We start from the raw sequence: 23435 nt of genomic DNA on the forward strand, positions 1-23435 counted from the left end.
CTCTGTTAGGAAATTAATATTCAGTTCTGCATGGCCTGCAGGGGAGTTAACAGATTCTTTGCATTTGTGCTGGCAAACAGATTTCGCACATCATCTGCGGCAGGCTGCTCGAATACCTCCAGGTCAAAATACCGGACTGCAGCCAAAAGGTGGTCAAAAATATCAGCCATGATCAACTCATACTTGTCCCAGCGCACATCATTCGTGAACACATATAGCTCTATAGGCATGCCTGTAGTAGTTGGCTCCAGTTGGCGCACCATCATGGTCATTTCTTTATGCGTGAACTCATGCTGGGCAATGTAAGCATCAATGTACCGTCTGAACACGCCGACATTGGTCATGCTACGGCCATTGATCAGCAGGCTTTTATCTATATTCCATTGTTCATTAAACACATTTATTTCCTGCGCACGCTGCTCCATATATTCCCTGATCAGCCCAATTTTACTTAATCGCTGGATGTCCTCCGGGTTTAAGTACCTGATGCTGGATATTTTGATCAGGATGGACCGCTTGATGCGCCTTCCGCCGGAACGCTGCATTCCGCGCCAGTTCTTAAAAGAGTCAGAGATAAGGTAATAAGTCGGAATAGTAGTGATGGTTTTATCGAAGTTCTGCACTTTTACCGTTGTCAGGTTTATTTCAATTACATCTCCGTCAGCACCATACTTTTCCATGGTTATCCAGTCGCCAATTCGTACCATGTCATTCGTCGAAACCTGTATACTGGCCACAAAGCCAAGTATGGTATCTTTGAAAACAAGTAAAAGGATAGCTGAAGCTGCACCCATGGCTGTAATAAAGGCCCATACATCTTTACCCGTAAAAAGAGAGAAAATTAATAACCCCCCTATAAAGTACAGGATGATGGTAATAACCTGCAAAAAGCTGTCAACGGGTTTATCGCGGAAGAGCTCAGTGTTCTTCATGTAGTCCTTACAGGTGTGCAAAAAAGCCCTTATGGTCCAGATGGAGAGCAATATAATATAAACATCCGCAAAAGTCTTCAGAGTATTGATCCAGCCAGGATAATCAGCGAAGACAAGGGGAATGGCCTTGATAAGGATTACCACCGGTATCACCTTAGCCAAATAGTATATTACTTTATTCTGGATGAGAAGATCATCAAACTGTGAGGTGGTTTTAGCTGCAAACTTATTTATAGCCCCAACTAAAAGCTTTCTGGCTATATAATCTGTAAGAGTTACCAGGCAAAGCAGCAGGGTAAGCAGCAGCAACATGTTTATAAGTGCAGCGGCATGCTGGGGAACCCCGAATTGCAGGAGCTGGTCATAGGTCCAGTGGTTGAGGCGGGTAAAGTTTTGGGCTGTTTCCATAGAAAGCACGAAGCAGAAATAAAATCATGTGAGGAACACAAAGTTAAAAAAAATGATTGAAAGGTCCGGGACCTGTCGCGTTGCCTGTGTGGCAGCAACGGATTTAGCAGGAAAACTTGTTTCAGGTTAAAGCAATATCCCTTAAATTTGACGTTCCTAAAAATCGAAACAAACTTGTAAAATTGAGATCTGAGGCGCCGGCATCCGCGGGGGAAGTATCTATCAAGAAGAGCAGCTGCTAAAGAAAAGCCAATAACCTCTCAATTCTGATTATTGTCTTACATCAATATATGGAACCTAATTTAGAACATCTTTTAAAGATTGCCACTGAGCTTTCTGTTAGTATTAAACAAATCGAGGCTACGGCGGCACTGTTAGACGAGGGGGCGACAGTACCATTTATTTCCCGCTACCGGAAAGAGGTTACCGGTTCTCTGGATGAGGTGCAGATTGCTGCCATCCGTGACAGAATGGAACAGCTACGGGAGTTGGATAAGCGCCGTGAGAGTATCCTGAAATCCATCCGTGACCAGGAAAAGCTAACACCGGAGTTAGAGGAGCAGATTATGGCTGCTGAAACAATGGCGGTACTGGAGGATATTTACCTGCCTTACAAACCTAAGCGCCGTACGAAGGCTACCATTGCCCGTGAAAAAGGCCTGGAGCCATTGGCGGAAAAGATTTTTGCACAGGAGAACTTTGATGTAGAATCTGAAGCAGTCAATTTCATTTCTGAAGAGAAAGAAGTAAAAGACACGGCAGAGGCACTTGCCGGAGCCCGCGATATTATGGCGGAGTGGATGAATGAGAATGCCGAGGCACGTGCCACTATGCGCCAGATCTTCGAGAAACAGGGTGTTTTCAAGAGCCGTGTGATGATGGGCAAGGAGGAAGAAGGGCAGAAGTTCAAAGACTATTTTGAATGGGAAGAGCCAATTGAGAAGGCTCCTTCGCATCGAATTCTGGCAATGCGCCGGGGCGAAACGGAGATGGTGCTGATGCTAACGGCACAGCCTGATGAGGAACTGGCCTTAGCCAAGCTGGAGGACATGTTTGTTAAGGGTAATAATGCAGCATCAGAGCAGGTAAAGCTAGCCGCTAAGGACTGTTACAAGCGCATGCTGAAGCTAAGCATGGAAACAGAAGTACGACTTAGCTCGAAGAAGCGTGCCGACGAGGAAGCAATTCGCGTTTTTGCGGATAACCTGCGCCAACTTTTGCTTTCTTCGCCACTTGGCCAGAAAACCGTTCTCGCTTTGGACCCTGGCTTTAGAACAGGCGTTAAGTCCGTAGTGCTGGACAAGCAGGGCAAGCTTTTACATAACGAGACAATTTATCCGCACACAGGTCAATACAAGGAGCAGGAGGCAGCACAGGCGGTTCGCTATATGGTTACCCGCTTTGAAGTGGAAGCCATCGCAATTGGTAACGGTACTGCCAGCCGCGAAACAGAAGCTTTCGTGAAGAGCCTGAAACTCCCTGCTTCTGTTATGGTGGTGATGGTGAATGAGAGTGGAGCTTCTATTTATTCGGCGTCTGAAGTTGCCCGTGAAGAGTTCCCTGATCAGGACGTAACTGTTCGTGGAGCTGTTTCCATAGGCCGCCGTTTGATGGATCCGCTGGCAGAGTTAGTGAAAATAGACCCTAAAAGTATAGGTGTGGGCCAATATCAGCACGACGTGGACCAGTCAGCTTTAAAGCACTCGCTGGATGACGTGGTAATGAGTTGTGTGAACGCTGTGGGTGTGGAAGTGAATACAGCAAGTAAGCAATTGCTTACCTATGTCTCAGGCTTAGGACCAGCTCTTGCGCAGAACATCGTGGAGTACAGAAATCAGAATGGTCCTTTCAAAACCCGCACAGAACTTAAAAAAGTTACGCGTTTAGGTGACAAAGCTTTTGAACAGGCGGCAGGCTTCCTGCGCATCCGCGATGCAAAGAATCCATTGGATGCATCAGCCGTGCACCCGGAAAGCTACCCGATTGTGGAGCAGATGGCCAAAGACCTGGGTGTAACTGTGCAGGACCTGATGCAGAGGGAGGAGCTACGTAAGCAGATAAACCTTAGAAATTATGTAACTGATACGGTAGGTTTGCCAACACTTCAGGATATAATCAGCGAATTAGCTAAGCCAGGCCGTGACCCACGGCAGACCTTTGAAGCTTTCAGCTTTACGGAAGGTGTGAATGAGATAAAAGATTTACGTGCTGGTATGAAGCTGCCGGGGATCGTGACGAATATCACTGCTTTTGGTGCTTTCGTGGATGTGGGGGTGCACCAGGATGGGCTGGTGCACGTGAGTCACCTGTCTGACAGGTTTATTAGCAACCCGCATGATGTGGTGAAAGTTGGTCAGAAGGTGGAGGTTACGGTACTGGAAGTAGATGAAAACCGCAAGCGCATCTCGTTAAGTATGAAAGGCGACCCTAATGCTGCCAAACCAGCTGGGGGAGGAAGTCGCAACAACAAAGGAGGTAACAAAAGAGAAGAGGAGCCTATGGATGACTTCCAGGCGAAGCTAGCCAAGTTAAAAGGTATGTTTAAGTAAGGTTTTTTTTAAATATTTCTGAGGCGTCCTGATTCACTAAGAGTCAGGACGCTTTTTTGTACCAGAGTGTAGAGGAAAGGATAATGTAAGTCTTATTTGGTGTTTACGTATATAGAACAATTATATGGTCTGAATATACTTTAACTAATTATGAGAATAAACTTACGAAACTTATATACCCTTTTTGCTCTGTTGTCTGTTGTTCCTGCAGTGCAGGCGCAATACCTGCTACAGGAGGCTTACCCGAATGCGCAGTTAGTAAATCAGACAGAAGCCGTAATTGGTCATGATGCCAACCGCTTATATGTCTTAGAACAAGGAGGCAAAATATTCTGGCTGCCAACGGATCTCATGGCAAACGATCAGCCAGTATTGTTTTTAGATATTACAGATCGGGTGGTTTCAGGGGGCGAGCGAGGTTTATTAGGTTTAGCTTTCCATCCGGATTTTCGGAACAATGGCTATTTCTATTTAAACTATACTACTGGGGATCCCCTCCAGACCAGAATTTCAAGGTTTACTGCCACCACCGCAAACACAGCAGAACCTAACAGCGAATTGATATTACTAACTTATAACCAGCCATTCGATAACCACAATGGCGGTAAAATTGCCTTTGGCCCAGATGGGTTCCTTTATATATCTGCTGGAGACGGAGGAAGTGGAGGAGACCCACAGAACAATGCTCAGAACCGAACAAACCTGCTCGGAAAGATACTTCGGATAGATATAAATACAACTTCCGGAGGGCGCAACTATGGTATACCCGCCAGCAATCCATATGTTAATAATGGCTCCGGTTTCAGGGAAGAGATCTTTGCCTATGGATTGCGCAATGTTTGGAAGTTTAGCTTTGATGAGCAAACAAACAGGCTATTTGCTGGAGATGTAGGGCAAGGCAGCAGGGAAGAAATAAACATCATTACAAATGGAGGGAATTACGGGTGGCGAATTATGGAGGGCAGCGCCTGCCATAACCCGCCTGCCAACTGCAATACTACTGGCCTTACCCTACCGCTATTCGATTATACGCATGCCAGTGGGGCAGGTCGATCTATTACGGGTGGCTTCATATACCGTGGTTCTCTAATACCTGAGCTACAAGGTAAGTACATATATGGTGACTTTGTAAGCGGAAATATCTGGGCACTCACCTTAAACGCTAATGGAATGGCTGAAAGCAATACTTTGCTGCTTAATACCGGGTTCCTGATATCTTCCTTTGTCGAGGACGAGAATAAGGAGTTACTGGTGTTAAGCTATGGCAATGGGCGTAAAATTTACAGGCTTTCCAGTAGTGCTGTTACAGGTTCAAGTAATGATCAATTAGAAGCTGCTATTGAAATCTATCCTAATCCAGTAAAAGAACGAATTCATATCAAAATTAATCCGAATTACTTTAGTGAAGCGCAGCTTGAAGTACACCTGTATAATGTTACCGGGCAATTAGTTATAACAAAATCCTTACCCACTGCTGTGTCAGAAGCTTCATTGAGTGTTGCAAAGCTACCAAAGGGCTTATATCAAATTCAGGTTAAATCTAATGCTGGCAGTATATGGAAACATGTTATCCTGCAGTAACAGTTTAAAGCTTAAAAAGCAGAAGTAAAATATTGAGAAATTTTGATTAAAAAATTTTGCCTTCCCTGTATTGCGTTATAAAAAATATAGTATATTTGCTATACAAACAAAGGGATATGAAAATTAGAATACTTATTCTTGTTACGGTAGCTGTTGGACTGGCTTTTACTCCTTTTTCCGGGAGTACAGAGAATGAATTAATGAAGAAGCGGGTTAAGCATGAAAAAAGTGATTTGAAACAAACTAAAACAGAATCAGAGAAAGTATAAAAATGACTCCGTAACCAGGAGATACAGCGTAGTTTGGTGTTTAAAGTTTAGTTTGAAAAGCGGTTACTGCGGTTAATGCATGTAACCGCTTTTTACTTTATAGGTAGCCCTAATGGCTTATTCCTAACATGATCACGGCCTGGGATAAAAATAAGTGGAATCTCTGAACCAGCTTATAGCACTATCTAAACAGCCGAAGAACTGCATTTCGAAAGGAAAAATGTCTTTTGCCTCGTCCATCATGTTCTCTAGTATTACAGCAGAAAGAACATCCTCAGGTTCAATAAAAGCCATCTTCCTTATTGATGTCTCATGAGCAATACGCGGGGCTATCACCTCATTAGACCATATTTGGTCAGCGGGCGTAATTATTCCACCTTTTTTGTTGTTCACCAGCCAGTATTTTAACTTCTTTTCTGCAGCAGTTGCAACAGCTATCTGTAAACCTTGCCTGTACATTCGGGAAGGAACCTCCCCATACGCCTGTACTACAACAAGTTGTAATAAAGGAACCTCAATGATGGTCAATTTAGGAGAATGGAACTGTGTAATCTGTTGTAATCCCTTGAGAGGCATGATATAAAAATGATTGGGAACCTTAAGATACTTTACAAAAGTTAAAAAGACAATTCTGGCAAAGAACTTGCACCTGATACGATGCACAGTTCTTCTATCGTTAAGAAGGTACTGGGTTCATTCAAGTTAACTTTCCTGTTATGCTATACTTTAAGAAATTCTCATTTAGTCTCGGATTCATCCTTGCTTTAACCATAGGTACAGAAGCAGCTGTGGCTACTGGGTTAACTGCAAGCGTACCAACAGTTGAAAAAGTTGCCGGCACACGAGATATTGTGCAGGAAATAATAAATGTGATAGGCCTTAAACCTAGATTTGAGTTAAGAGCTGCTAATATTGAAAATGCCGCAGCTGTTGTTTACAATGGCAAACGCTACATACTATACAATGAACGCTTTTTAGCTGCTATCAATAATGCGGTGCACACGGATTGGGGAGGGGTAAGTATAATTGCCCATGAAATCGGACATCACCTTAACGGCCACACTTTATCCAGAAGTGGAAGTAACCCTTATGATGAGTTGGAGGCGGATGAATTCTCTGGATTTGTGTTGCGCAAGATGGGAGCAAACTTATCGGATGCCCAGGCGGCTATAAACCTTTTGTCAGAAGAGCGGTCATCGTCTACACATCCAGGCAAAAAATACCGTCTGGATGCGATCAGTAAGGGATGGCGTAGTGCCAACGAGCAATTGATAGCAAGTGCAAAGGGGCCACAACCTGACCAGAAGGCCATCGCCAGATCAGAGTCGCCTAAACAACAGGTTCGGCCAGAGCAGCAAACAAGCCGACAGCAGATAGCTGAACAGCCTAATAGTAGAAGCAATAGCAGCATAGATAGTAGGTTTATACTTACGCGCGTACATTTTTCTAAAGCACCGAAGGAGGAATTTTACCTTACTAATAAACTTCACCTGGTACATGTAACGGATGGTGTTGTAAAGGTAGTAGGTAAACTCGTGAAGACGAATGACCCTGACTTTCCTTATTATTTCGAAAGTGAATATTTGCAGCCGGTGTTCGTATCTGAAAGAGGCGAGTTGGTGAATAAACGTGGGCAGCGGGTCGGATACCTTGTATAGCCTCTGATTTTTCCGGCCACCTCCATAATGGAGGTGGCTTTTCTTTTAGGCCTTCAGGTTTACATTTTATATATTGCTTGAATAATATGTTCTATTCTAAGCAATATTTCTATGAAGATACCGAAGCTTTCCTTGTTCCTGTTGCTTTCTGTTTTTTTTAGTGCCTGCGATGACTCCGGTTTTTGCCTAAAAGGTGAAGGAGAGACTGAATCACGAACCTTTGACCTGCCTGTTTTTGAAGGTGTAAAGGTAAGAGGGAATACACACGTGTTTATTGAGAGAGGCAAAAGACAACAGGTTCTGGTAAAAGGCCAGGCAAATGTTTTAGATGAGCTTGAAAGAAACGTGTCTGATGGAGTATGGGAAATAGGGTTTGATCGTTGCTTTCGCGATCACAAAACTGTTGAGGTGTACATAACTCTGCCAGAACTCAGCTCTGCAGAGGTAAGTGGTTCCGGCTACCTTGTAATGGAAGACAGGTTCAGAACACGTGATTTCACAGTTGGCGTCTCAGGATCAGGGGATATTAAAGGTAGGATAGAAGCTGATAAGGTAGACGCACGCATCAGTGGCTCCGGCACTATTGAGCTGTCTGGGGATGCGAATGAGCAGGAAATAAATATATCTGGCTCCGGAAATCATCATGCTTTCGATTTGAGAACCAATGTTACAGATGTTCATGTTTCCGGTTCAGGTAAAGCGCAGGTGAAAGTTGCTGATGAACTGGACGTTAATATAAGTGGAAGTGGCCGTGTATATTACAAAGGAAACCCAAATACCAGCGTGGATGTTTCAGGGTCTGGTAAATTGATCAAAGAATAGAATGTTTACAAAGTCGATAAATTTTTTACTGGTGCTGATCTTTCTGCTGGCAGGTTTTGCTTGCAAAACAAAAGATGATCTGGATGCCTTTAGAGAGGCAAAATACAGCCTTGAGCGAGTAGATCAGGTAAAGGTGAATGGAGTAGAGCTTATGGATAAAAAACGTCCTGAGGATTTTTCCTTTAGTGATGCAGCTTTACTTCTTTCTGCCCTTTCAGATAACAAGCTGAAAGCAACTTCTACCTTAGGACTCAACGTTGAACTGGGGGAAGGTAATGAAGACAGAACTATGACAGTGACAGAGCTGAAGTGGCAGCTGTTACTGGATAATGAGAAGGCGTTGAGCGGTGTTGTGAATGAACCAGTTGAGCTCAAGCATGGTCTGAATGTATTAACGCTGAGCTCTCCTTTAGCTTTTTCTGAGGAAAGGGGAGGTGCCAGTCTTAATAATATTCTTAAGTTGGCTACAGTTTTAAACAAGGAGGAGAACAGGCCGCAGGTAACATTACAGATTAAGCCGACCATACTCACATCAGTGGGACCTTTTGAGCTTCCTGCATTCATCAATATAAAAAAATAGAAAGAGCCAGGTATTTTCGCCTTGCTCTTTCTATTTTATGACTAACCTTTCTTTTTGTAACTTTTTTGCTGACGATGCCGTAGTGGCATGCTCCTTGCATCAATTTGGTAAATGCGATTTGAAACAAAATTTACCTTAACCGAAAAGAAACAACATGGAATACGATATGATTTTAAGTGATGAGCTAACTGTTTTAGCCAGTGCTGTTAAAACATATATGCGCAATGGATGGGTACCTAAGGGAGAAGTAGTTGAATATAAAAATAATTATGCGCAGGAAATGGAGCGGCATCCTGTAAAGAGTGCTCAACAAAAGAATCTCAAGGGACGACAGAAAACCTGGATACAATGGCCTAAAGTTTAAGTAGATTTGCTTTAGCTAAATAAGCTGCTACTTTCGTACCTTAACCTGCAATATGAAGAAAATAATTGTCTGTGCCTGTCTGTTAGCGTTGCCCCTTTTGAGTACCGCTCAAGAGTTGCCTTTAGATAAGAAGCAGCTACTAAAAGATATTGAATTTCTCTCTTCTGATGAAATGGAAGGAAGGTTAAGTGGAAGCAAGGGCAATAAGATGGCGCAGGAGTATATTTTGGGACGGTTTACAGCCATTGGTCTTGAGGCGTTTAATGGCAGCTATAAGCAACACTTCCGGATTGAGAATAAGAAGTTGCTGGTAGAGCAGGCTACTAACCTCATTGGCTACATCCCCGGAAAATCTGATCTGGCTATTGTAGTTACAGCCCATTATGACCATGTAGGGCAGCGCAACGGCCAGGTTTATAACGGCGCTGATGATAATGCTTCTGGCATAGGTGCTTTGTTGGCGGCTGCATCTTATTTTATGGAACATCCACCAAAGCATACTCTCGTTTTTGTTGCTTTGGATGGGGAAGAACTCGGTTTACAGGGAGCCAATGCTTTTCTTGAAAACCCACCGATTCCTCTGGAAAGGATAGCTTTGAACGTAAACATGGATATGTTGAGTGTTAACAGCAAAGGTGAGTTATACGCAAGTGGCGCCTTCCATTATCCTAAGCTGGAACCATACCTGCTGCAGGTGGGTGCCAGACCAAATGCTAGACTTATTTTAGGCCATGACAGACCAGAGCAGGGCCACAACGACTGGACTGGACAATCAGACCATTTTCAGTTTCATAAGCGTCAGATTCCCTTTGTATATTTTGGCGTGGAAGACCATCCATACTATCATCAACCTACTGATGATTTTATAAATACTAACACAACTTTTTATCCTGAAGCTGCCGCATTGGTTATAGACTTTATTAAAGTCGCAGATGCCAATCTACAGGATATCCAACCTGTAAAATAAAATAAAACAGAACAGCCCCTGGTAGCATACTCTTTTTTGAAGAAGAGTGTGCTACCAGGGGCTGTTCTTTGTTGATGTTTTTGGACAAATATATTTTGCTTAATATAGTAATTACGCCATCCTTTTATTACCCGAAACGTAAATACGTTTACTTTGCACCAAAGCAGTTTCAGAGCAGGCTAATCCGTTCTACACTCAATAAAAATGTTGTTTATTAGTTAAGATAGTAGACGAAGCGGTCCTGTACTGCTTATTTTTAATCGTTAATCTATTTTTCCGCATGTGCAGGATTCAATACTGTTTCATCATCCTTATCTCTGTTTTATTAACAGTGCCTTCGGTTTCAAGGGCACAATCATCTTTTTTAGAGAAAGTAGGACGAAGTAAGATGCCTGAACGGGGTATAGTGATACTAGGAGGAGTTGGTGTGGCAGCTGTTAAAAGCGATATTTGCGGCTTACCACAATGTAATAATTTTGGACCTGCGTTTACAGTAGGTGCTCTTTACAAAACCTCACCTTATCTGGCATATGGAGCTAACCTTGGCTACTTACGGCTAGGGGCGACAGAAAAAGATCCTAACCGGCCCTTGAACATTACTTTTCAAACGGAGGTAGTGGAGTTTTCAGGTACAGTTGTCCTTAATTTGTTAGATAGCTACGCCGGGTCGGGGAACTACAGATCTGCCCGTAAAAGGTTTGTAGTGCCTTATATCAGGGGCGGCGGAGGTTTAGTGTACTATACTGCAACCTCCTTTCCGGGAGAAGGTGATCTGGATGATTCACAGGTAACTTATGATCCGGTACGGAAATACCCTGCCATTTCTGCTGTTATTCCTTTGGGTGGTGGTTTGCGATTCAGGTTTTCAGATGAATTCAGCATAGCCCCTGAGCTAATGTATCAATTAACCTTTGCTGATTACCTGGACAATCTTGAGAAAGACTCAAATAATGCCACAGATCATTATATGGTAGCTTTTGTTAAGTTAATGTATACTCCTGTCATCAAGAATAAAATCCTTACCAGAAAGTACTAAGTCAGGTCGTATTCTTTTATTCACAAACTACTCCTGCTTGCTGTCGTAGAGGAAGAGCGGATAAAACTATTCGCAGATATGAAAGCAAACAACACAAAAAGGTTTTGGTGGCTGGCAGCAGGTGCCGGTGCCTTACTAGCTGCTAAAGCAGTTTCACGTAGTCTGAATTCTTTTAATTTTTCCGGAAAGGTTGTGCTGATCACGGGTGGGTCCCGTGGTTTAGGGCTGGTGATGGCCAGGCAATTGGCGGCAGAAGGAGCAAGGCTTGTGCTTTGTTCACGGGATAATATTGAATTGGAGGATGCACGTATGGAACTGGCTGGCCAGGGAGCCGCTGTTCTGGTTCAAAAGTGTGATGTTACCGTGGAACAGGAGGTGAATGACATGATTACCAATGTTCAGAATGAGTTCGGCCCAATCGACGTACTGATCAATAATGCAGGCATTATACAGGCAGGTCCGGTAACGGAGATGAATATCAGAGAGTTTGAAGAAGCAATGAATGTTCACTTTTGGGGGCCTTTATATACCACACTAGCAGTACTGCCTGCCATGAAAGCAAGGGGAGAGGGGCGTATCCTAAATATAGCCTCTATTGGAGGTAAAATTAGCGTACCGCACTTAGTGCCTTACAGTGCAAGTAAGTTTGCTTTAGTAGGTTTATCAGAAGGATTACGGGCTGAGCTTAAAAAGTATAACATTACAATAACTACAGCAACTCCAGGGTTAATCCGGACAGGCAGTCCACGGCATGCTATTATGAAAGGGCATAACAAAGAAGAGTATGCTTTATTCAAGATCATGGATTCCAGCCTTCTTACTTCTATGAGCGCAGAGGAAACCGCTGAAAAGATCATAAATGCCCTGCGCCACGGGGATGCAGAGGTTACTACAACTTTACCTGCTAAGTTAGGTGCTTTACTACATGGGATTTCCCCAGGCCTTATGACAAACATATTTGGTCTTGCAAACAGAGCTTTACCAGGAGAAGGTGGTATAGGCAAGGAAAGAGCCAAAGGATATGAGAGTGAATCACGATTATCAGAGTCTAGCCTAACGGAGCGAACACAGCAGGCAGCCCTGCGAAACAACGAAATGTAAAACAATATACTTTATACTTTTGCCTGGTCTTGATAAGAAGCCCGGAAATTTATTATGGAAATTAAAAACAGAGAAACAGCCTATGATGGCTACTTTAAGATTTATAAACTGACAGTTGAACAGGAGGGGCAAACTTTTACAAGAGAACAATTTGATCGTGGCGATGCGGTTGCTGCTCTTGTATATGATTCGGAACAGAATAAATACATCCTGGCAAAGCAGTTCCGGGTTGGTTCAGAAACTGAACTAGTAGAAGTAGTCGCCGGAATGGTGGACGAGGGAGAAGAACCGGAGCAAAGTATAGAACGGGAGATAGAGGAGGAAACAGGGTATAAGGTTGATAAACTGAAGCACCTGCACACCTTTTATTCCTCTCCGGGTGGAACAACAGAGAGGGTGATGTTATACTATGCTGAAGTGTCTCATCAGCACCAGGATGGAGGTGGGAATGGACACGAGAATGAGCATATTGAAATAATCCGGTTATCTCCTGAGGAGTTGGATCAGCTACAAAGTCCGGATGCTAAAACAATTATAGCCCAACAATGGGTGAAGCTACAAAAGAGATAATTCTTGTACTGTAACCAAAAAGGTATAGCGGCAGGTTTACTATCTGTCGCTGTACCTTTTTGGTTTAATTGTTTTCTTTCTCAGCTTCTCTTATAAGGCTTTGGGTGTCTGCACTTCCTTCAAGAGCAAGGTACTCTGCCTGCAGAGTACGAATTTTAATATTATCAGAGGTTGAGACCTGGTTTTCCAATTGGCGACGGCGCTGGTTCAACTGGCTGTAAACATAATCTACATAGTCCCAGTCATCCTGCGTCCAGTTGCGGCGCTTAGTGCGCACTGTTCCCATAAAGGTAAGATATGCCTCACGCAGGTTGTTTGTATCAATGTTATTGATGCCACTGTATTCTCCAAGAAGCTGTTCCTGCCATTGGCTTAGCTTTTTCGGGTCAAGAGGGAGCTGTTGCCGCCTTTCCTGCCTGTTTTCCCATCGTTCATACTTTTGTTGTAGCTCCCGGTACTCTTGCTGAGACTTTGCTGATAAGCTGTCAAAGTTTTCCTCCAGCCTTGCATTTCGCCGCCGTAGCTCCTCCCTTACTTTTGGCCATTCTCTCTCTATGGCAGTATCTCCTTTCTCCGTTTGCCGGTTCAGCCAGGCTCTAAACTCTTCCAGTTCTTCTTCTGCGGATTCTCCAGTCTTAACCACTCGTGCCGTATCTCTTGTGTCTTCAGCCTCAACTGTGATTTCCTCTGTGTTTTCAATTTCCCTGCGCCCTTCGCAGCTATACAAAAAGTACAGGAAGCAAAAAGCGGTAGTGTATCGGGCAACGTTTAATATCTTTTTCATAGTTATGTGCTTACATGGCAAGTGGAATTTCTGCTATTACTACGGAAACACCGGCACATAGATTCTTTAGGGGCCGGCTATAAAAGATTTGTCTTTACTGATGCCATCGCCATACCTGAAATGCTTGTTAACTGTAACCGGTAGCTTGCCTCGTGCCGGCAACTGACCGAATAGCACCTTAACAGCAGCTTCCTGTGCATGAAAGTGGGATTGGTATGCCACAAGAAGGGCCTTGCTTTCTTCAATTTCGGGAAACTGGCTTAAAGTATATGCATTATCAAACAACGTTACTACAGCCTTCTCAGATTCAGCTAATTGACCCACCAGCTCTTTCGTCTCTTTTGAGTACCCCAGATTATTGCTTGGAGTGCTACTCGGACCGTAGAGAGCCACCAGAACAACGTCAAACTGCTTCAGTTTTTTCCGGAGTGCTTTGGTTTCCTTTTTCCCGGCCTTACGGGATATAACAAAGTGTTTCGCTTTGATCCGCTCACCTACAAGGTGCTGAAACACCGGTGGCTGTTTAGCACCGAACGATACGGTAGCAATAGAGGTACGGCGATGCTGGCGTACAGGAATGGCTCTTCTTTTATTAATCAACAAAGTCATTGCTGCTTCAGCCAGTGCACGGTTAGTACTATCGGCTATCTGCGGTTTAAGGTCCTGATGAAGATTGGTTAGATCAATGGGCTTATAAGTATCCAGCCCGAGCCATTGCTTCGCCGTCAAAATGCGTTTACACCTCCTGTCTATTTCTTCCTGTGTCAGCTCACCCTTGGCAATAGCCTGCTTAACAGCCGTAATAGCTTTCGGAACGTTCTTGAGTCGCTCCAGCACATCATTTCCGGCTATAAGGGCTCTCGCCTCAGCTTCACCGGGTTCAAAGTACTTGGTAACTCCTTTCATCACCATGGCATCTGTAAAAATCAAACCCTTAAACTCCAGTTCTTTCTTCAGTAACCCAGTTACTATTGGTTTGGAGAGGGTGGATGGCAGATTTTTAGTAGAATCAAGCTGTGGGATGTGCATGTGAGCAACCATTACACCTCCAACGCCATGTCTGATCAGCTCTTGAAAAGGATACAGTTCCAGCGAATCGAGTCTGTTGCGCTTAAAGGGAATAACCGGCAGGTCATAGTGAGAGTCAACATTTGTGTCGCCATGACCAGGGAAATGCTTGGCAACGGCAAGTATTCCATTCTCCTGCATACCCCGCATGTAAGCCAGGCTTTTTGCTGTTACATCCAAACGATCTTCACCGAAGGCGCGGTAGCTGATGATGGGGTTCTTGGGATTATTGTTGATGTCTGCGACAGGTGCAAAATTTACGTGCATGCCTAATCTTTTGAATTCAGCTGCAACTTCAGCCCCCATATCGTAAATCAGGCCATTGTCTTCAATAGCACCTAGCATTTGCTGATAAGGGTACTGCACCGTACTGTCAAGGCGCATTCCTACGCCAGTTTCAGCGTCCATGGCTATAAGGAGTGGTACCTTAGAGGCAGCCTGGTAACTATTAGTAAGTTTCGCCTGCCTTACGGGCCCCCCCTGAAAGAAAATAATTCCCCCAACTTTATACTTCTTGATAAGTCGCATAACGTCAGCTTCGTAAGCGGGGCCTTTATCAGAAAATGCTTCTATTATAATAAGCTGCGCTATCCGCTCTTCCGGTGTAAGCGTATTAAAAACAGAGTCAACCCAGTAGCTAGGCTTTTCTTCAAGTGCTGTAATAAGAGATGAGGGCCTCACATAGGGCACCCGTTCTACCGGATAAAATTCAGCCCTCTTTTCTGCATATGCCTGGCGCTGTGTCTCTGTACCTTCACAGGAGGAGAACAAGACTAACAGCACAAAGAGTAATAACAGCCCTATCAACAGTTTCTTGCTGTGGTGCAGGATTGGGTGACTTGCGTGGTAGAGCATGATATAGAAAGCCTTCACTAGTTTTTGAACAGGAGCTACGGTACTCGCCAGTTCGCTAGGGCTAGTGCATTGAGTACGAAAAAAACTCTGTGGAGGTAAAATATTTTAGCTGCTTTTACCCATTTTCCATACATTTAAGAGAATGCCGGGCTTTAAGGTTCCATATCTAAGCTATGCCAGATTTTCAAACAAGTAACAGTACACTTAACATACAGGAGGAAAACAACCTCTTTTCCTACAGCTTTCTTCCTGGGACTCTTTTTGTGGCTTTGCTATGGCTGATTAGCTTGCTTAGCTACCTTACTGGAGCCGACCTGGTGTGGCTGGGAATTCAGCCACGAAATTTCTTCGGACTGGTAGGAGTGGTTACAGGCCCTCTGATTCATGGCGATCTGCTGCATTTATTGTCTAATTCATTTCCCTTGGTTTTGCTCTCAGGATTTATCCTTTTCCTACACCGTAAGGTCGCTGTACGGGTAATGGTGATGGTATACGTGCTAAGTGGTGTACTAACCTGGTTCATCGGTCGCCCGGCATTTCATATCGGAGCAAGTGGAGTGGTTTACGGCATGGCTGGATTTTTACTTTTTAACGGCTTTCTTCGGCAGAACCGTGGTGCGATGGCTGTTTCACTGGCGGTTTTATTCCTTTACAGTGGTCTTTTTTATGGGCTCCTTCCTACAGAAGAGCGCATCTCTTGGGAAGGGCATATAGCAGGTTTTTTTGCAGGACTGATAGCAGCAGTCGTCTACGGAGAAGGAATCCGTAGGAAAAAAAAACAACCTTATATTGCACCATCTGTGGTACAAAGACATGTAAGCAATACGATGGGGCCACAGTACCATCACTTTCATATACAATACCAAGTACAGGAATACGAACCTTCTAATAGCTTTTTCTATACCTTTAATCCTGCCACAGGAGAGGCCGCTTCTCAAACCAGAATGTACTTCATTTCGTCTAACAGTAAAGACGAAAACAGAAGCTATGGCAGAAAAGCAAAAAAATATAGAGGAAAATAGTAAAGTTAGAAAGCACAGTTACGATGAAACTCCCGAAGAAGAAAACTCCGGGAAACAGAATAAATGGCCTCTCATCATCACACTTATACTGATTGGCTGCTTAGTAGCCTCCTATTTCTTTATTCCTGGATTTCAGAAGGAGGTTGACAATGCTTGGGACATACTGACCAGCGGTGACAAGCAACGCATTTCAGACTGGGTGAGCCAGTTTGGTTTTTGGGGACCATTCTTCATTGTCCTTGCCATGATAGCTCAGATGTTCCTCCTTGTTATCAACGTTGTTGCCCTCATGCTAGTGTCTATCATTGCTTATGGCCATTTCTGGGGTTCAATAATTGCCATTGGAGCCGTGGTTGTCGCCTCTACTGTAGGTTATTTTATTGGCAGGTGGGTAGGCGAGGCAGGTGTCGCGAAGCTGATCGGGGAAAAATCTGAGCGTAAAATAAATGGTTTTGTAGAAGAATACGGTTTATGGGCAGTAGTTATAGCACGGATTTCTCCCTTTCTCTCCAATGATGCGATAAGTTTTGTTGCAGGTCTTACTAAAATGAGCTACTTCAAATTTATGGGTGCAACTCTGGCAGGCATTGTTCCGCTTACAATCCTGCTCGCATGGCTTGGTGAAAACAATCAACGACTGAAAACGGGACTGATATGGGTGTCTGCTATAAGTTTAGCAGCTTTCATCGGCTATATTGCTTATGACAAATACTTTAAAGAAAAATAAGGATGTTTTTGCTTTAAAAATTATAAATAATAGTCTTATAGTTATGTATAAAGTATCTAATGTAACTGCCATTATGTTAGATACTTTTATTAAATACTCTTACTCTTTCATTGTAAAATCATAATGCATCTAAAATTATTAAAAATGAACCTTTTCTATATATTTAAAAGGTATATGTAAACCATTCCATATTTCTGTCGTTAAAGCGGTTTGTTATTAGAAAATCGATGTTTCACGAAATGGACCGCTAATGTTTAGGATAAAATTACTCGCAGCCATGCTTTCAGTTTATGTGGCCATGGCAGAAGAATTGTCCTTTTTTAAGGCAGAATCCCCCGCTCCGAAAATCGAGGAAAAAAAGCTCGACTGGCCACCAGAAGAGATTTCCAAAACAAACTTAGAATTACCCTCAACTAGTAAAACGCTGACAGTATCAGCCTCCATTTACCACCCAGAGCCAAGCCAGACCGACTCTACCCCTTATATCACCGCAGACGGCTCCCGCATAAATAAAAGAGATCCTAAAAAGCACCGATGGATTGCCGTATCACGTGATCTGCATACCAGATGGGGCGGAGACATTAGCTTTGGGGATTCGCTGTGGGTAACTGGCATTTCCGATGAACTGGATGGATTGTACATTGTGCGGGATGTCATGAACCAGCGCATACACAAGCAGATTGACCTCCTGGTAGGGAAAAGAGACCGCATTATGGGTTTCTGGAGAAATGTACAGATTGCAAAACTGGAGCAAGATTAAGCCATTTAAACGAACTTTTGCAGCTACCGTACCCTATGCTGAAACAAAACAGGGCTAAAAATCCTGTTTTGTTTAGTTAAAAAGCACCTATGGGGGAAAGAAATTTACGGAAGAATGCAGCAAAAAGGCAACTCGAAAGAGAACGCTATGAACTGCTAGACAGGCTTCAGGAAGCTTTGGAGGCACCTCTCATTATCCTGGGATTTACCTGGTTGGTGTTGCTGGTGGTAGAATTGATCTGGGGGCTTAATCCTGTACTAGAGCTTTTCAGTACCATCATCTGGGTGATTTTTATACTTGATTTTGTTATCAAGATCATCCTGGCTCCGCATAAGCTACTCTTCCTGCGCAAAAATGTACTCACAGCCTTTTCCCTGGCTGTTCCTGCCTTACGTCTTTTCCGAATTACCCGTGTTTTCAGGTTGGTTGGGACAGTGAGGGCGGCTAGAGGGCTGCGACTGCTGAAGGTTGTTGGATCAATAAACAGGGGCATGCGCAGCTTGGGCAAAACCATGCAGCGCCGGGCCTTTGGTTACGTTACGGCTCTATCCTTGGTGGTTTCAGTTGCGGGTGCTGCTGGTATTTATGCCTTTGAGGGAGAATATGGCATCAAGAGCTATGGCGATGCACTTTGGTGGACCGTAATGCTTTTAACATCCATCGGAAGCGACTACTTTCCTATAACTCCTGAAGGCAGGGTACTTTGCCTGCTGCTGGCTTTGTATGGTTTTGCTGTTTTCGGCTATTTTACAGCAACGTTAGCCACTTTTTTTATAGATAAAGATGCTGGATCACCAGATGCTGAGGTAGCTGGGTCAAGGCAAATAAAATCCCTGGAAATCGAAATCAAGCATCTTCGAAGTGAACTGCAGGCAGTATTGCATAAACAACAACCAAATGATAAACCATCAGAGGGATCATCTGATGTAACTCCTGAAATTTGATAGTGCTGGTAAAATAAGTATTTTGGGCATCAATCTTATCACTATGACACGCCAAGACGCACAGGAAATTTTAACCAGTATGACAACCAGCGAAAGCCTTCTAAGGCATGCTCGTACAGTGGAGTTAGTAATGGAGGCCTACGCAGAAAAGTTAGGAGAGGACACTACTAAATGGGCAGTAACTGGACTCTTACACGATGCTGACTACCAGGCGCATCCAGACCAGCATCCTCATGTAATTGTAAGCCTACTAAGAGAGCGAAACGAAGAGGAGATTGCTCATGCCATTTCCGCCCATTATACCAAGTGGGGAGTGAATTATGACACCCTACTTGACAAAGCATTGATTGCCTGTGATGAAGTAACAGGTTTTATAGTTGCTTGTGCCCAGGTAAGGCCTCAACGGTTAGAGGGATTGGAAGCAAAATCTGTAATAAAAAAGCTGGGGCAGAAAAGCTTTGCGGCTTCAGTAGATCGCGATGAAGTGCGTGCAGGAGCCGAACTTTTTGGTGTTGACCTTAAAGAGCATATAAGCTTTATTATCGGTGTGCTACAGAAGCACCAGGAGGAGCTGCAATTGTCACCACAGCTTAAGGATGAATAAATGGAAGAGGCAGCGTAGCTGCCTCTTGTCTAATAAGAAATATCCAGCGTAGTGGGAACATCGTGCTTGATGAGCACGGAATCTCTTGTGGTTTGGCTAATACCACTTTTCTCTATGGTATATATGTATCGTACATACTTTCCCGCAATAGCATAGCCCCCAACATAAAATCCAGAAATGCTATTGCCTGTATAAACTTGTGGACCTACTGTTGGCGTAGCTTTATTTACATTTTCGAACTTTATAGTCAGTTTACTATCACTTGCCTGAGGTTGTGACTTTGTAATGTTTACTACTAAAGCTCCGACAGGCTCCATATCAAAAATTAAACTTTGCTTCTTATTCAGGCTTTCAAGCTCCTGGTAATCTGTTATAACAGGAGGTAGGTTTTTAAACTTCTCATTATACTCCACATGATGATAGGTGTACTTTTGCTTGCTTACCCGGATTTTATAGGGGCTTTCTTTCCACTCAAAGGTAAACCCAAAGTTGCCATTGACATCGGTCTGCTGCTCGGCTATTACTCGGGCTCCACCTAACCAAACATCATCATTCTCAGATAAAGAAACAGTGACTCCGGAAAGAGGCTGGTTCGTTACATGATCCACAACTTTACCTGTAACCTCTGTTGTAGGGTCCAAAACGCTGTCTTCGCAGCTGGTCAACATCAAGGCCACCAGAAGTGCAGCCCCTAACTTTCGTCTCATCGGTTTCCTTGTGAAAGCTTTAAGTTTAGATTGAATAAAGATAGTTTAGTTACTGCATTTCCAACTGAAGATGCCACTGAGACAGAAAAGGTTGCAAGCACACTAGGTTAGGCTATGTAGTCTTTCAGAATTTCCAGCCCCTCCTTATCATCTTTTGCTTCTACCACTTCATCAATTACAAATTGTATTTCCTGTTCTGTCCAGCCTTCTTTTTCTGCAGCCTTAACAAAACTATCTAAAGCAGTAAACCTGGAGCTTTGGTTAGGTAAAGTAGCATTAACTTTCTTTCTGATGCGCATGATCTAATATTTTAACAAAGGTATAAAACAATGCTATCTGAAAAACTCTTTTTACTTTTTCCTGCCCCTGTTTAGCCTTCTAAATCAGAACTTTCCCTTCCTGTCGTTATTTATATAAAGAATTTACTTAGTCGGTTACTAACTCTTTAAAAGCCTTGCCGTTGAAATGGCTATAGAATGTAGTAGATGAGAGACTCATGGAGAAACAGAAAATCACGCTTGAGGAACTGAAAGGGCTGGACGATCTGACCATTATGCACTATGCGATTCCTGTTATTGTGTTGTCGGTTTTAATAGAATTATTCTTTTCAGTTTATAAAAAGCGCAATTACTACCATAAGAAAGACTTTTTTGCTGCCCTTACCATTGGCGTTGTGAATACTTTACTAAGCGGTGCTATAAAAATATGGTTATTTGCCATAGCAATGGTGGTATATAACCTTGTTCCCTGGTCCGTGCCGCGGGTATGGTGGGGGTTCGTTCTATGTTTTATAGCAGTTGACTTCTGCCGCTATTGGGCTCATAGAATATCGCATGAGCAGCGGTTTTGGTGGGCCACACACGTAACCCATCACTCATCTGAAAAGATGAATTTCTCGGTCTCTTTCAGAACAAGCTGGACTCAGCACATTAAATTTGTGTTCTTCTTGCCAGTACCCTTTATCGGCCTTGACCCTTTCACGTTCTTTATTTGCCATCAGGTAGCAGTTTTATATCAATTTTTTGTTCACACAGAACTAGTTAAGAAACTGCCTGCGCCCATTGAGTATGTTTTGGTTACCCCCTCACATCATCGGGTGCACCACGGATCAAACCCAAAATATATTGACAGGAACTATGGCTCCACCTTTATCATTTGGGACAGACTTTTCGGGACCTTTGAACCAGAGAGAGAACAGCCTGTTTATGGATTAAGCAAACCGGTGAAGTCTTACAACCCCGTATATCTGGTCTTCCATGAGTGGGTGGATATATGGAAGGACATAAAGCACGCAGCTTCTTTTAAAGAAGTGTTTAACCTTTTATTTAAGCCTCCCGGAACAGTAGTAACAGAACATCAGCGGAATAGCTTAAAACAAGTGGTTGTACAGGGGATGATAAGAGAGCCTGGTCAAAAGGAGAGTCTTACACGACCTTCAGATGCCGCAGGTGCAGCGTAAGGGGTAGGTAAATTTAAAGCATGGCTAAGGCCATGCTTTAAATTTTTAATAACTCTGTTGTCCTCTGGTTGGGTTACTTTGAGCTTCTTTTGGAACACCCATTTTTTCTTCCCTGCGCTGCTGGTACTGCTGAAACTGCATCGGAGAAAGGATGTCCTTTATCTGTGAGAGTCTTGTTTGGTTGATAATGTCCATCTGCTTTACCGCTTCCCGCGGATTAGCCTTATACTTTTCTTTTGCCTCCTCAGCACTCACCATGCTCTTCAGATTAACGGCATGCAGCTTTTGTGTTTGTTCAGGTGTCAGCCTTAAATGGCTTGCCATGCTTGCTGTTATTTCTTTGGCACGCTCTTCTATTGATTTCTCCTCAGCAGCCTGTGCCGAAGGAGTTTGCTTTGTAGTTGCACCCTGAGCAAAGGCAGCACCAGTGGAAAAAGTAAATAATAGGGCAAGGGCAATTCTCTTCATGTCTTTCAGTTTATGTCTTATCAGGTGTCGGCAATAATCGTTCCTGTTCTCTTCAAATTATGAATATTGTCAACAAAAGCACAGTGGCTATAGTTTCTGGTAAACGTTAGCTCTCGTTGTGAAAGTATACTTTGTAAAAATGCATGCCGCGCTCCTGGTCAAAACCCCGCTCAACGTATTGCTCGCTTTGTTCCGGATTATACCCGCTAAACTTTATCTCTATCTGTGTATCTAATTTTATAAAGTTCCGGAATTTGCGCTTCATATTACGCACTGTATTCTTATTAATGGCAAAATCAGTAAATCCTTCTATGTCTCTTTCTTCAGCAAAAGTCTGGCTATAGTTCTTGAATCGCTCCTTTGTCTCCGGCTCATCAATAACGCTGCTGGTAAATTCTTCCAGATCAAATGTATCACTTTTAGAGAAGTAGTCCACTGAACGGCTGATAAAATCTACCTGTGCTTTTTTACTCTCTGTTCTGGCAAACACTTCCTCTGAAAAATCCTTACACAGGTTCAAAGCTGTTTTGGTGTTAAAGTTAGTGTCTTTCAGCTCGGTTACGTTCAGGAAATCATCCTTCCAGAAAACAGCATCTGTACTGTTGGCATCTACTAGTTTTACCCTGAAACCGTCTTCAGCCTCTATGTTGAAGATCATGCATCCTTTGTCCACTCCCTTCAGATTTACACCAGAATGATAGTTCACGTTCAGGTCATCGTCTTCATCCTGAAAAGTAAGGAAGGTGTCTCTGTTTTCAGATTTGAAAATACCAATGGCATCTACGATTTCTTCCTCCATTACACATCCGGAGAAATACACCACGTATAACTCTCCGCTTTTTACCTTGGGGTGGTCAGATTGCTCGTAGAGGTGGTTTAGAATGTGGATGGAGTATTCATGAAAGTTTTTCGGTTCTGTGAAAATAAGAGCCGAATAAGCGAACATCTCATTTAGAGCAATGTCGGAAGTGTGGGTAAAACGAAAGAACTCCTCCTGCTTAAACGGGGAAAGAAAATAGTTCCGCAGAAGGTCTGACAGCTGCTCATCCCGCAGGTCTACCAATTCTTTTGAGGCAATAACCCCTTCTTCCTTTGCTTTATTCCCTACCCTGTGTATTGCTAATTGCTTCAGGCGCACCTGTGTTCTTTCAGTCATTTTTGCTTCTACTTTAAGGACTGCAAAGGTAGGGATTTAAAAAG

General features: G+C 43.4%; 25 protein-coding genes. 17 read left to right on the forward strand and 8 right to left on the reverse strand.

Features of this window, described 5'->3' with window-relative positions; genetic code table 11:
* Positions 1-20: 20 nt before the first annotated feature.
* Positions 21-1340, reverse strand: a complete 1320-nt coding sequence (locus ACFSRY_RS15455) for a mechanosensitive ion channel family protein (protein ID WP_377509650.1) — start codon at positions 1338-1340, stop codon at positions 21-23.
* 290 nt (positions 1341-1630) lie between these two features.
* Between ACFSRY_RS15455 and ACFSRY_RS15460 the strand changes: the two genes are divergently transcribed.
* The 3 genes from ACFSRY_RS15460 to ACFSRY_RS15470 all read left to right on the forward strand — a co-directional run bounded on the left by ACFSRY_RS15460 (position 1631) and on the right by ACFSRY_RS15470 (position 5739).
* Positions 1631-3889: a Tex family protein gene (locus ACFSRY_RS15460; protein ID WP_377509653.1), complete on the forward strand. Its 2259-nt coding sequence runs from the start codon at positions 1631-1633 to the stop codon at positions 3887-3889.
* A 150-nt stretch (positions 3890-4039) separates the two neighbouring features.
* Positions 4040-5470 carry a PQQ-dependent sugar dehydrogenase gene (locus ACFSRY_RS15465; protein WP_377509656.1) on the forward strand — a complete coding sequence of 477 codons (1431 nt, stop codon included), beginning with the start codon at positions 4040-4042 and terminating at the stop codon, positions 5468-5470.
* A gap of 116 nt (positions 5471-5586) precedes the next feature.
* Entirely contained in the window at positions 5587-5739 is a 153-nt protein-coding gene (locus ACFSRY_RS15470; protein WP_377509659.1) for a hypothetical protein, read from the forward strand.
* Between the two features lie 132 nt (positions 5740-5871).
* On the opposite strand, the gene ACFSRY_RS15475 is transcribed toward ACFSRY_RS15470, so the two are convergent.
* Positions 5872-6315 (reverse strand): hypothetical protein, encoded by a 444-nt coding sequence (locus ACFSRY_RS15475; RefSeq protein WP_377509662.1) that lies wholly within the window; start codon positions 6313-6315, stop codon positions 5872-5874.
* A gap of 140 nt (positions 6316-6455) precedes the next feature.
* Between ACFSRY_RS15475 and ACFSRY_RS15480 the strand changes: the two genes are divergently transcribed.
* The 8 genes from ACFSRY_RS15480 (at position 6456) to ACFSRY_RS15515 (ending at position 12837) form a co-directional block, all read left to right on the forward strand.
* Positions 6456-7397, forward strand: coding sequence for a membrane-binding protein (locus tag ACFSRY_RS15480; protein WP_377509665.1), 942 nt, complete (start codon positions 6456-6458; stop codon positions 7395-7397).
* A gap of 111 nt (positions 7398-7508) precedes the next feature.
* Positions 7509-8219 (forward strand): head GIN domain-containing protein, encoded by a 711-nt coding sequence (locus ACFSRY_RS15485; protein WP_377509668.1) that lies wholly within the window; start codon positions 7509-7511, stop codon positions 8217-8219.
* Position 8220: 1 nt separating this feature from the next.
* Complete coding sequence (locus ACFSRY_RS15490; RefSeq protein WP_377509671.1) at positions 8221-8799, forward strand: hypothetical protein; 579 nt, start codon at positions 8221-8223, stop codon at positions 8797-8799.
* A 154-nt stretch (positions 8800-8953) separates the two neighbouring features.
* Entirely contained in the window at positions 8954-9163 is a 210-nt protein-coding gene (locus ACFSRY_RS15495; RefSeq protein ID WP_377509674.1) for a hypothetical protein, read from the forward strand.
* Between the two features lie 52 nt (positions 9164-9215).
* Positions 9216-10130, forward strand: a complete 915-nt coding sequence (locus ACFSRY_RS15500; RefSeq protein ID WP_377509677.1) for a M28 family peptidase — start codon at positions 9216-9218, stop codon at positions 10128-10130.
* A 331-nt stretch (positions 10131-10461) separates the two neighbouring features.
* On the forward strand, positions 10462-11166 hold the full coding sequence (locus ACFSRY_RS15505) for a thrombospondin type 3 repeat-containing protein (RefSeq protein WP_377509680.1): 705 nt from the start codon (positions 10462-10464) through the stop codon (positions 11164-11166).
* 78 nt (positions 11167-11244) lie between these two features.
* Complete coding sequence (locus tag ACFSRY_RS15510) at positions 11245-12267, forward strand: SDR family NAD(P)-dependent oxidoreductase (RefSeq protein ID WP_377509683.1); 1023 nt, start codon at positions 11245-11247, stop codon at positions 12265-12267.
* 54 nt (positions 12268-12321) lie between these two features.
* The gene (locus ACFSRY_RS15515; RefSeq protein WP_377509686.1) at positions 12322-12837 is read left to right on the forward strand and encodes an NUDIX domain-containing protein; all 516 of its coding nucleotides are present in this window, start codon (positions 12322-12324) and stop codon (positions 12835-12837) included.
* A 64-nt stretch (positions 12838-12901) separates the two neighbouring features.
* On the opposite strand, the gene ACFSRY_RS15520 is transcribed toward ACFSRY_RS15515, so the two are convergent.
* Entirely contained in the window at positions 12902-13621 is a 720-nt protein-coding gene (locus ACFSRY_RS15520; protein ID WP_377509689.1) for a hypothetical protein, read from the reverse strand.
* A gap of 66 nt (positions 13622-13687) precedes the next feature.
* Positions 13688-15544 (reverse strand): glycoside hydrolase family 3 protein, encoded by a 1857-nt coding sequence (locus tag ACFSRY_RS15525; protein ID WP_377509692.1) that lies wholly within the window; start codon positions 15542-15544, stop codon positions 13688-13690.
* Positions 15545-15717: 173 nt separating this feature from the next.
* Between ACFSRY_RS15525 and ACFSRY_RS15530 the strand changes: the two genes are divergently transcribed.
* From ACFSRY_RS15530 to ACFSRY_RS15550, 5 genes are all read left to right on the forward strand, one after another.
* Positions 15718-16566 carry a rhomboid family intramembrane serine protease gene (locus ACFSRY_RS15530; protein ID WP_377509695.1) on the forward strand — a complete coding sequence of 283 codons (849 nt, stop codon included), beginning with the start codon at positions 15718-15720 and terminating at the stop codon, positions 16564-16566.
* Positions 16532-17293 carry a TVP38/TMEM64 family protein gene (locus ACFSRY_RS15535; protein WP_377509698.1) on the forward strand — a complete coding sequence of 254 codons (762 nt, stop codon included), beginning with the start codon at positions 16532-16534 and terminating at the stop codon, positions 17291-17293. Before ACFSRY_RS15530 ends, ACFSRY_RS15535 begins: the two co-directional genes overlap by 35 nt.
* A 277-nt stretch (positions 17294-17570) precedes the next feature.
* On the forward strand, positions 17571-18053 hold the full coding sequence (locus ACFSRY_RS15540; protein WP_377509701.1) for a hypothetical protein: 483 nt from the start codon (positions 17571-17573) through the stop codon (positions 18051-18053).
* An 89-nt stretch (positions 18054-18142) separates the two neighbouring features.
* Positions 18143-18997 carry a potassium channel family protein gene (locus ACFSRY_RS15545; protein ID WP_377509704.1) on the forward strand — a complete coding sequence of 285 codons (855 nt, stop codon included), beginning with the start codon at positions 18143-18145 and terminating at the stop codon, positions 18995-18997.
* A gap of 43 nt (positions 18998-19040) precedes the next feature.
* A complete protein-coding gene (locus ACFSRY_RS15550) occupies positions 19041-19601 on the forward strand; it encodes an HD domain-containing protein (protein ID WP_377509707.1) in 561 nt (186 codons plus the stop codon).
* Between the two features lie 29 nt (positions 19602-19630).
* On the opposite strand, the gene ACFSRY_RS15555 is transcribed toward ACFSRY_RS15550, so the two are convergent.
* Both ACFSRY_RS15555 and ACFSRY_RS15560 read right to left on the reverse strand, forming a co-directional pair.
* A complete protein-coding gene (locus ACFSRY_RS15555; protein WP_377509710.1) occupies positions 19631-20308 on the reverse strand; it encodes a hypothetical protein in 678 nt (225 codons plus the stop codon).
* A 107-nt stretch (positions 20309-20415) separates the two neighbouring features.
* Positions 20416-20607 (reverse strand): hypothetical protein, encoded by a 192-nt coding sequence (locus tag ACFSRY_RS15560; protein WP_377509713.1) that lies wholly within the window; start codon positions 20605-20607, stop codon positions 20416-20418.
* A gap of 197 nt (positions 20608-20804) precedes the next feature.
* On the opposite strand from ACFSRY_RS15560, the gene ACFSRY_RS15565 reads away from it, so the two are divergent.
* Positions 20805-21767, forward strand: a complete 963-nt coding sequence (locus ACFSRY_RS15565) for a sterol desaturase family protein (RefSeq protein WP_377509716.1) — start codon at positions 20805-20807, stop codon at positions 21765-21767.
* Positions 21768-21812: 45 nt separating this feature from the next.
* Here the strand turns inward: ACFSRY_RS15565 and ACFSRY_RS15570 are convergent, their stop codons facing one another.
* Both ACFSRY_RS15570 and ACFSRY_RS15575 read right to left on the reverse strand, forming a co-directional pair.
* Entirely contained in the window at positions 21813-22235 is a 423-nt protein-coding gene (locus ACFSRY_RS15570) for a hypothetical protein (RefSeq protein WP_377509719.1), read from the reverse strand.
* A 106-nt stretch (positions 22236-22341) separates the two neighbouring features.
* Positions 22342-23391: a nucleoid-associated protein gene (locus ACFSRY_RS15575; RefSeq protein ID WP_377509722.1), complete on the reverse strand. Its 1050-nt coding sequence runs from the start codon at positions 23389-23391 to the stop codon at positions 22342-22344.
* Between the last annotated feature and the right edge of the window lie 44 nt (positions 23392-23435).

Origin of the sequence: Pontibacter locisalis, from assembly GCF_042684605.1 — a bacterium.
Taxonomy (GTDB): Bacteria; Bacteroidota; Bacteroidia; order Cytophagales; family Hymenobacteraceae; genus Pontibacter; species Pontibacter locisalis.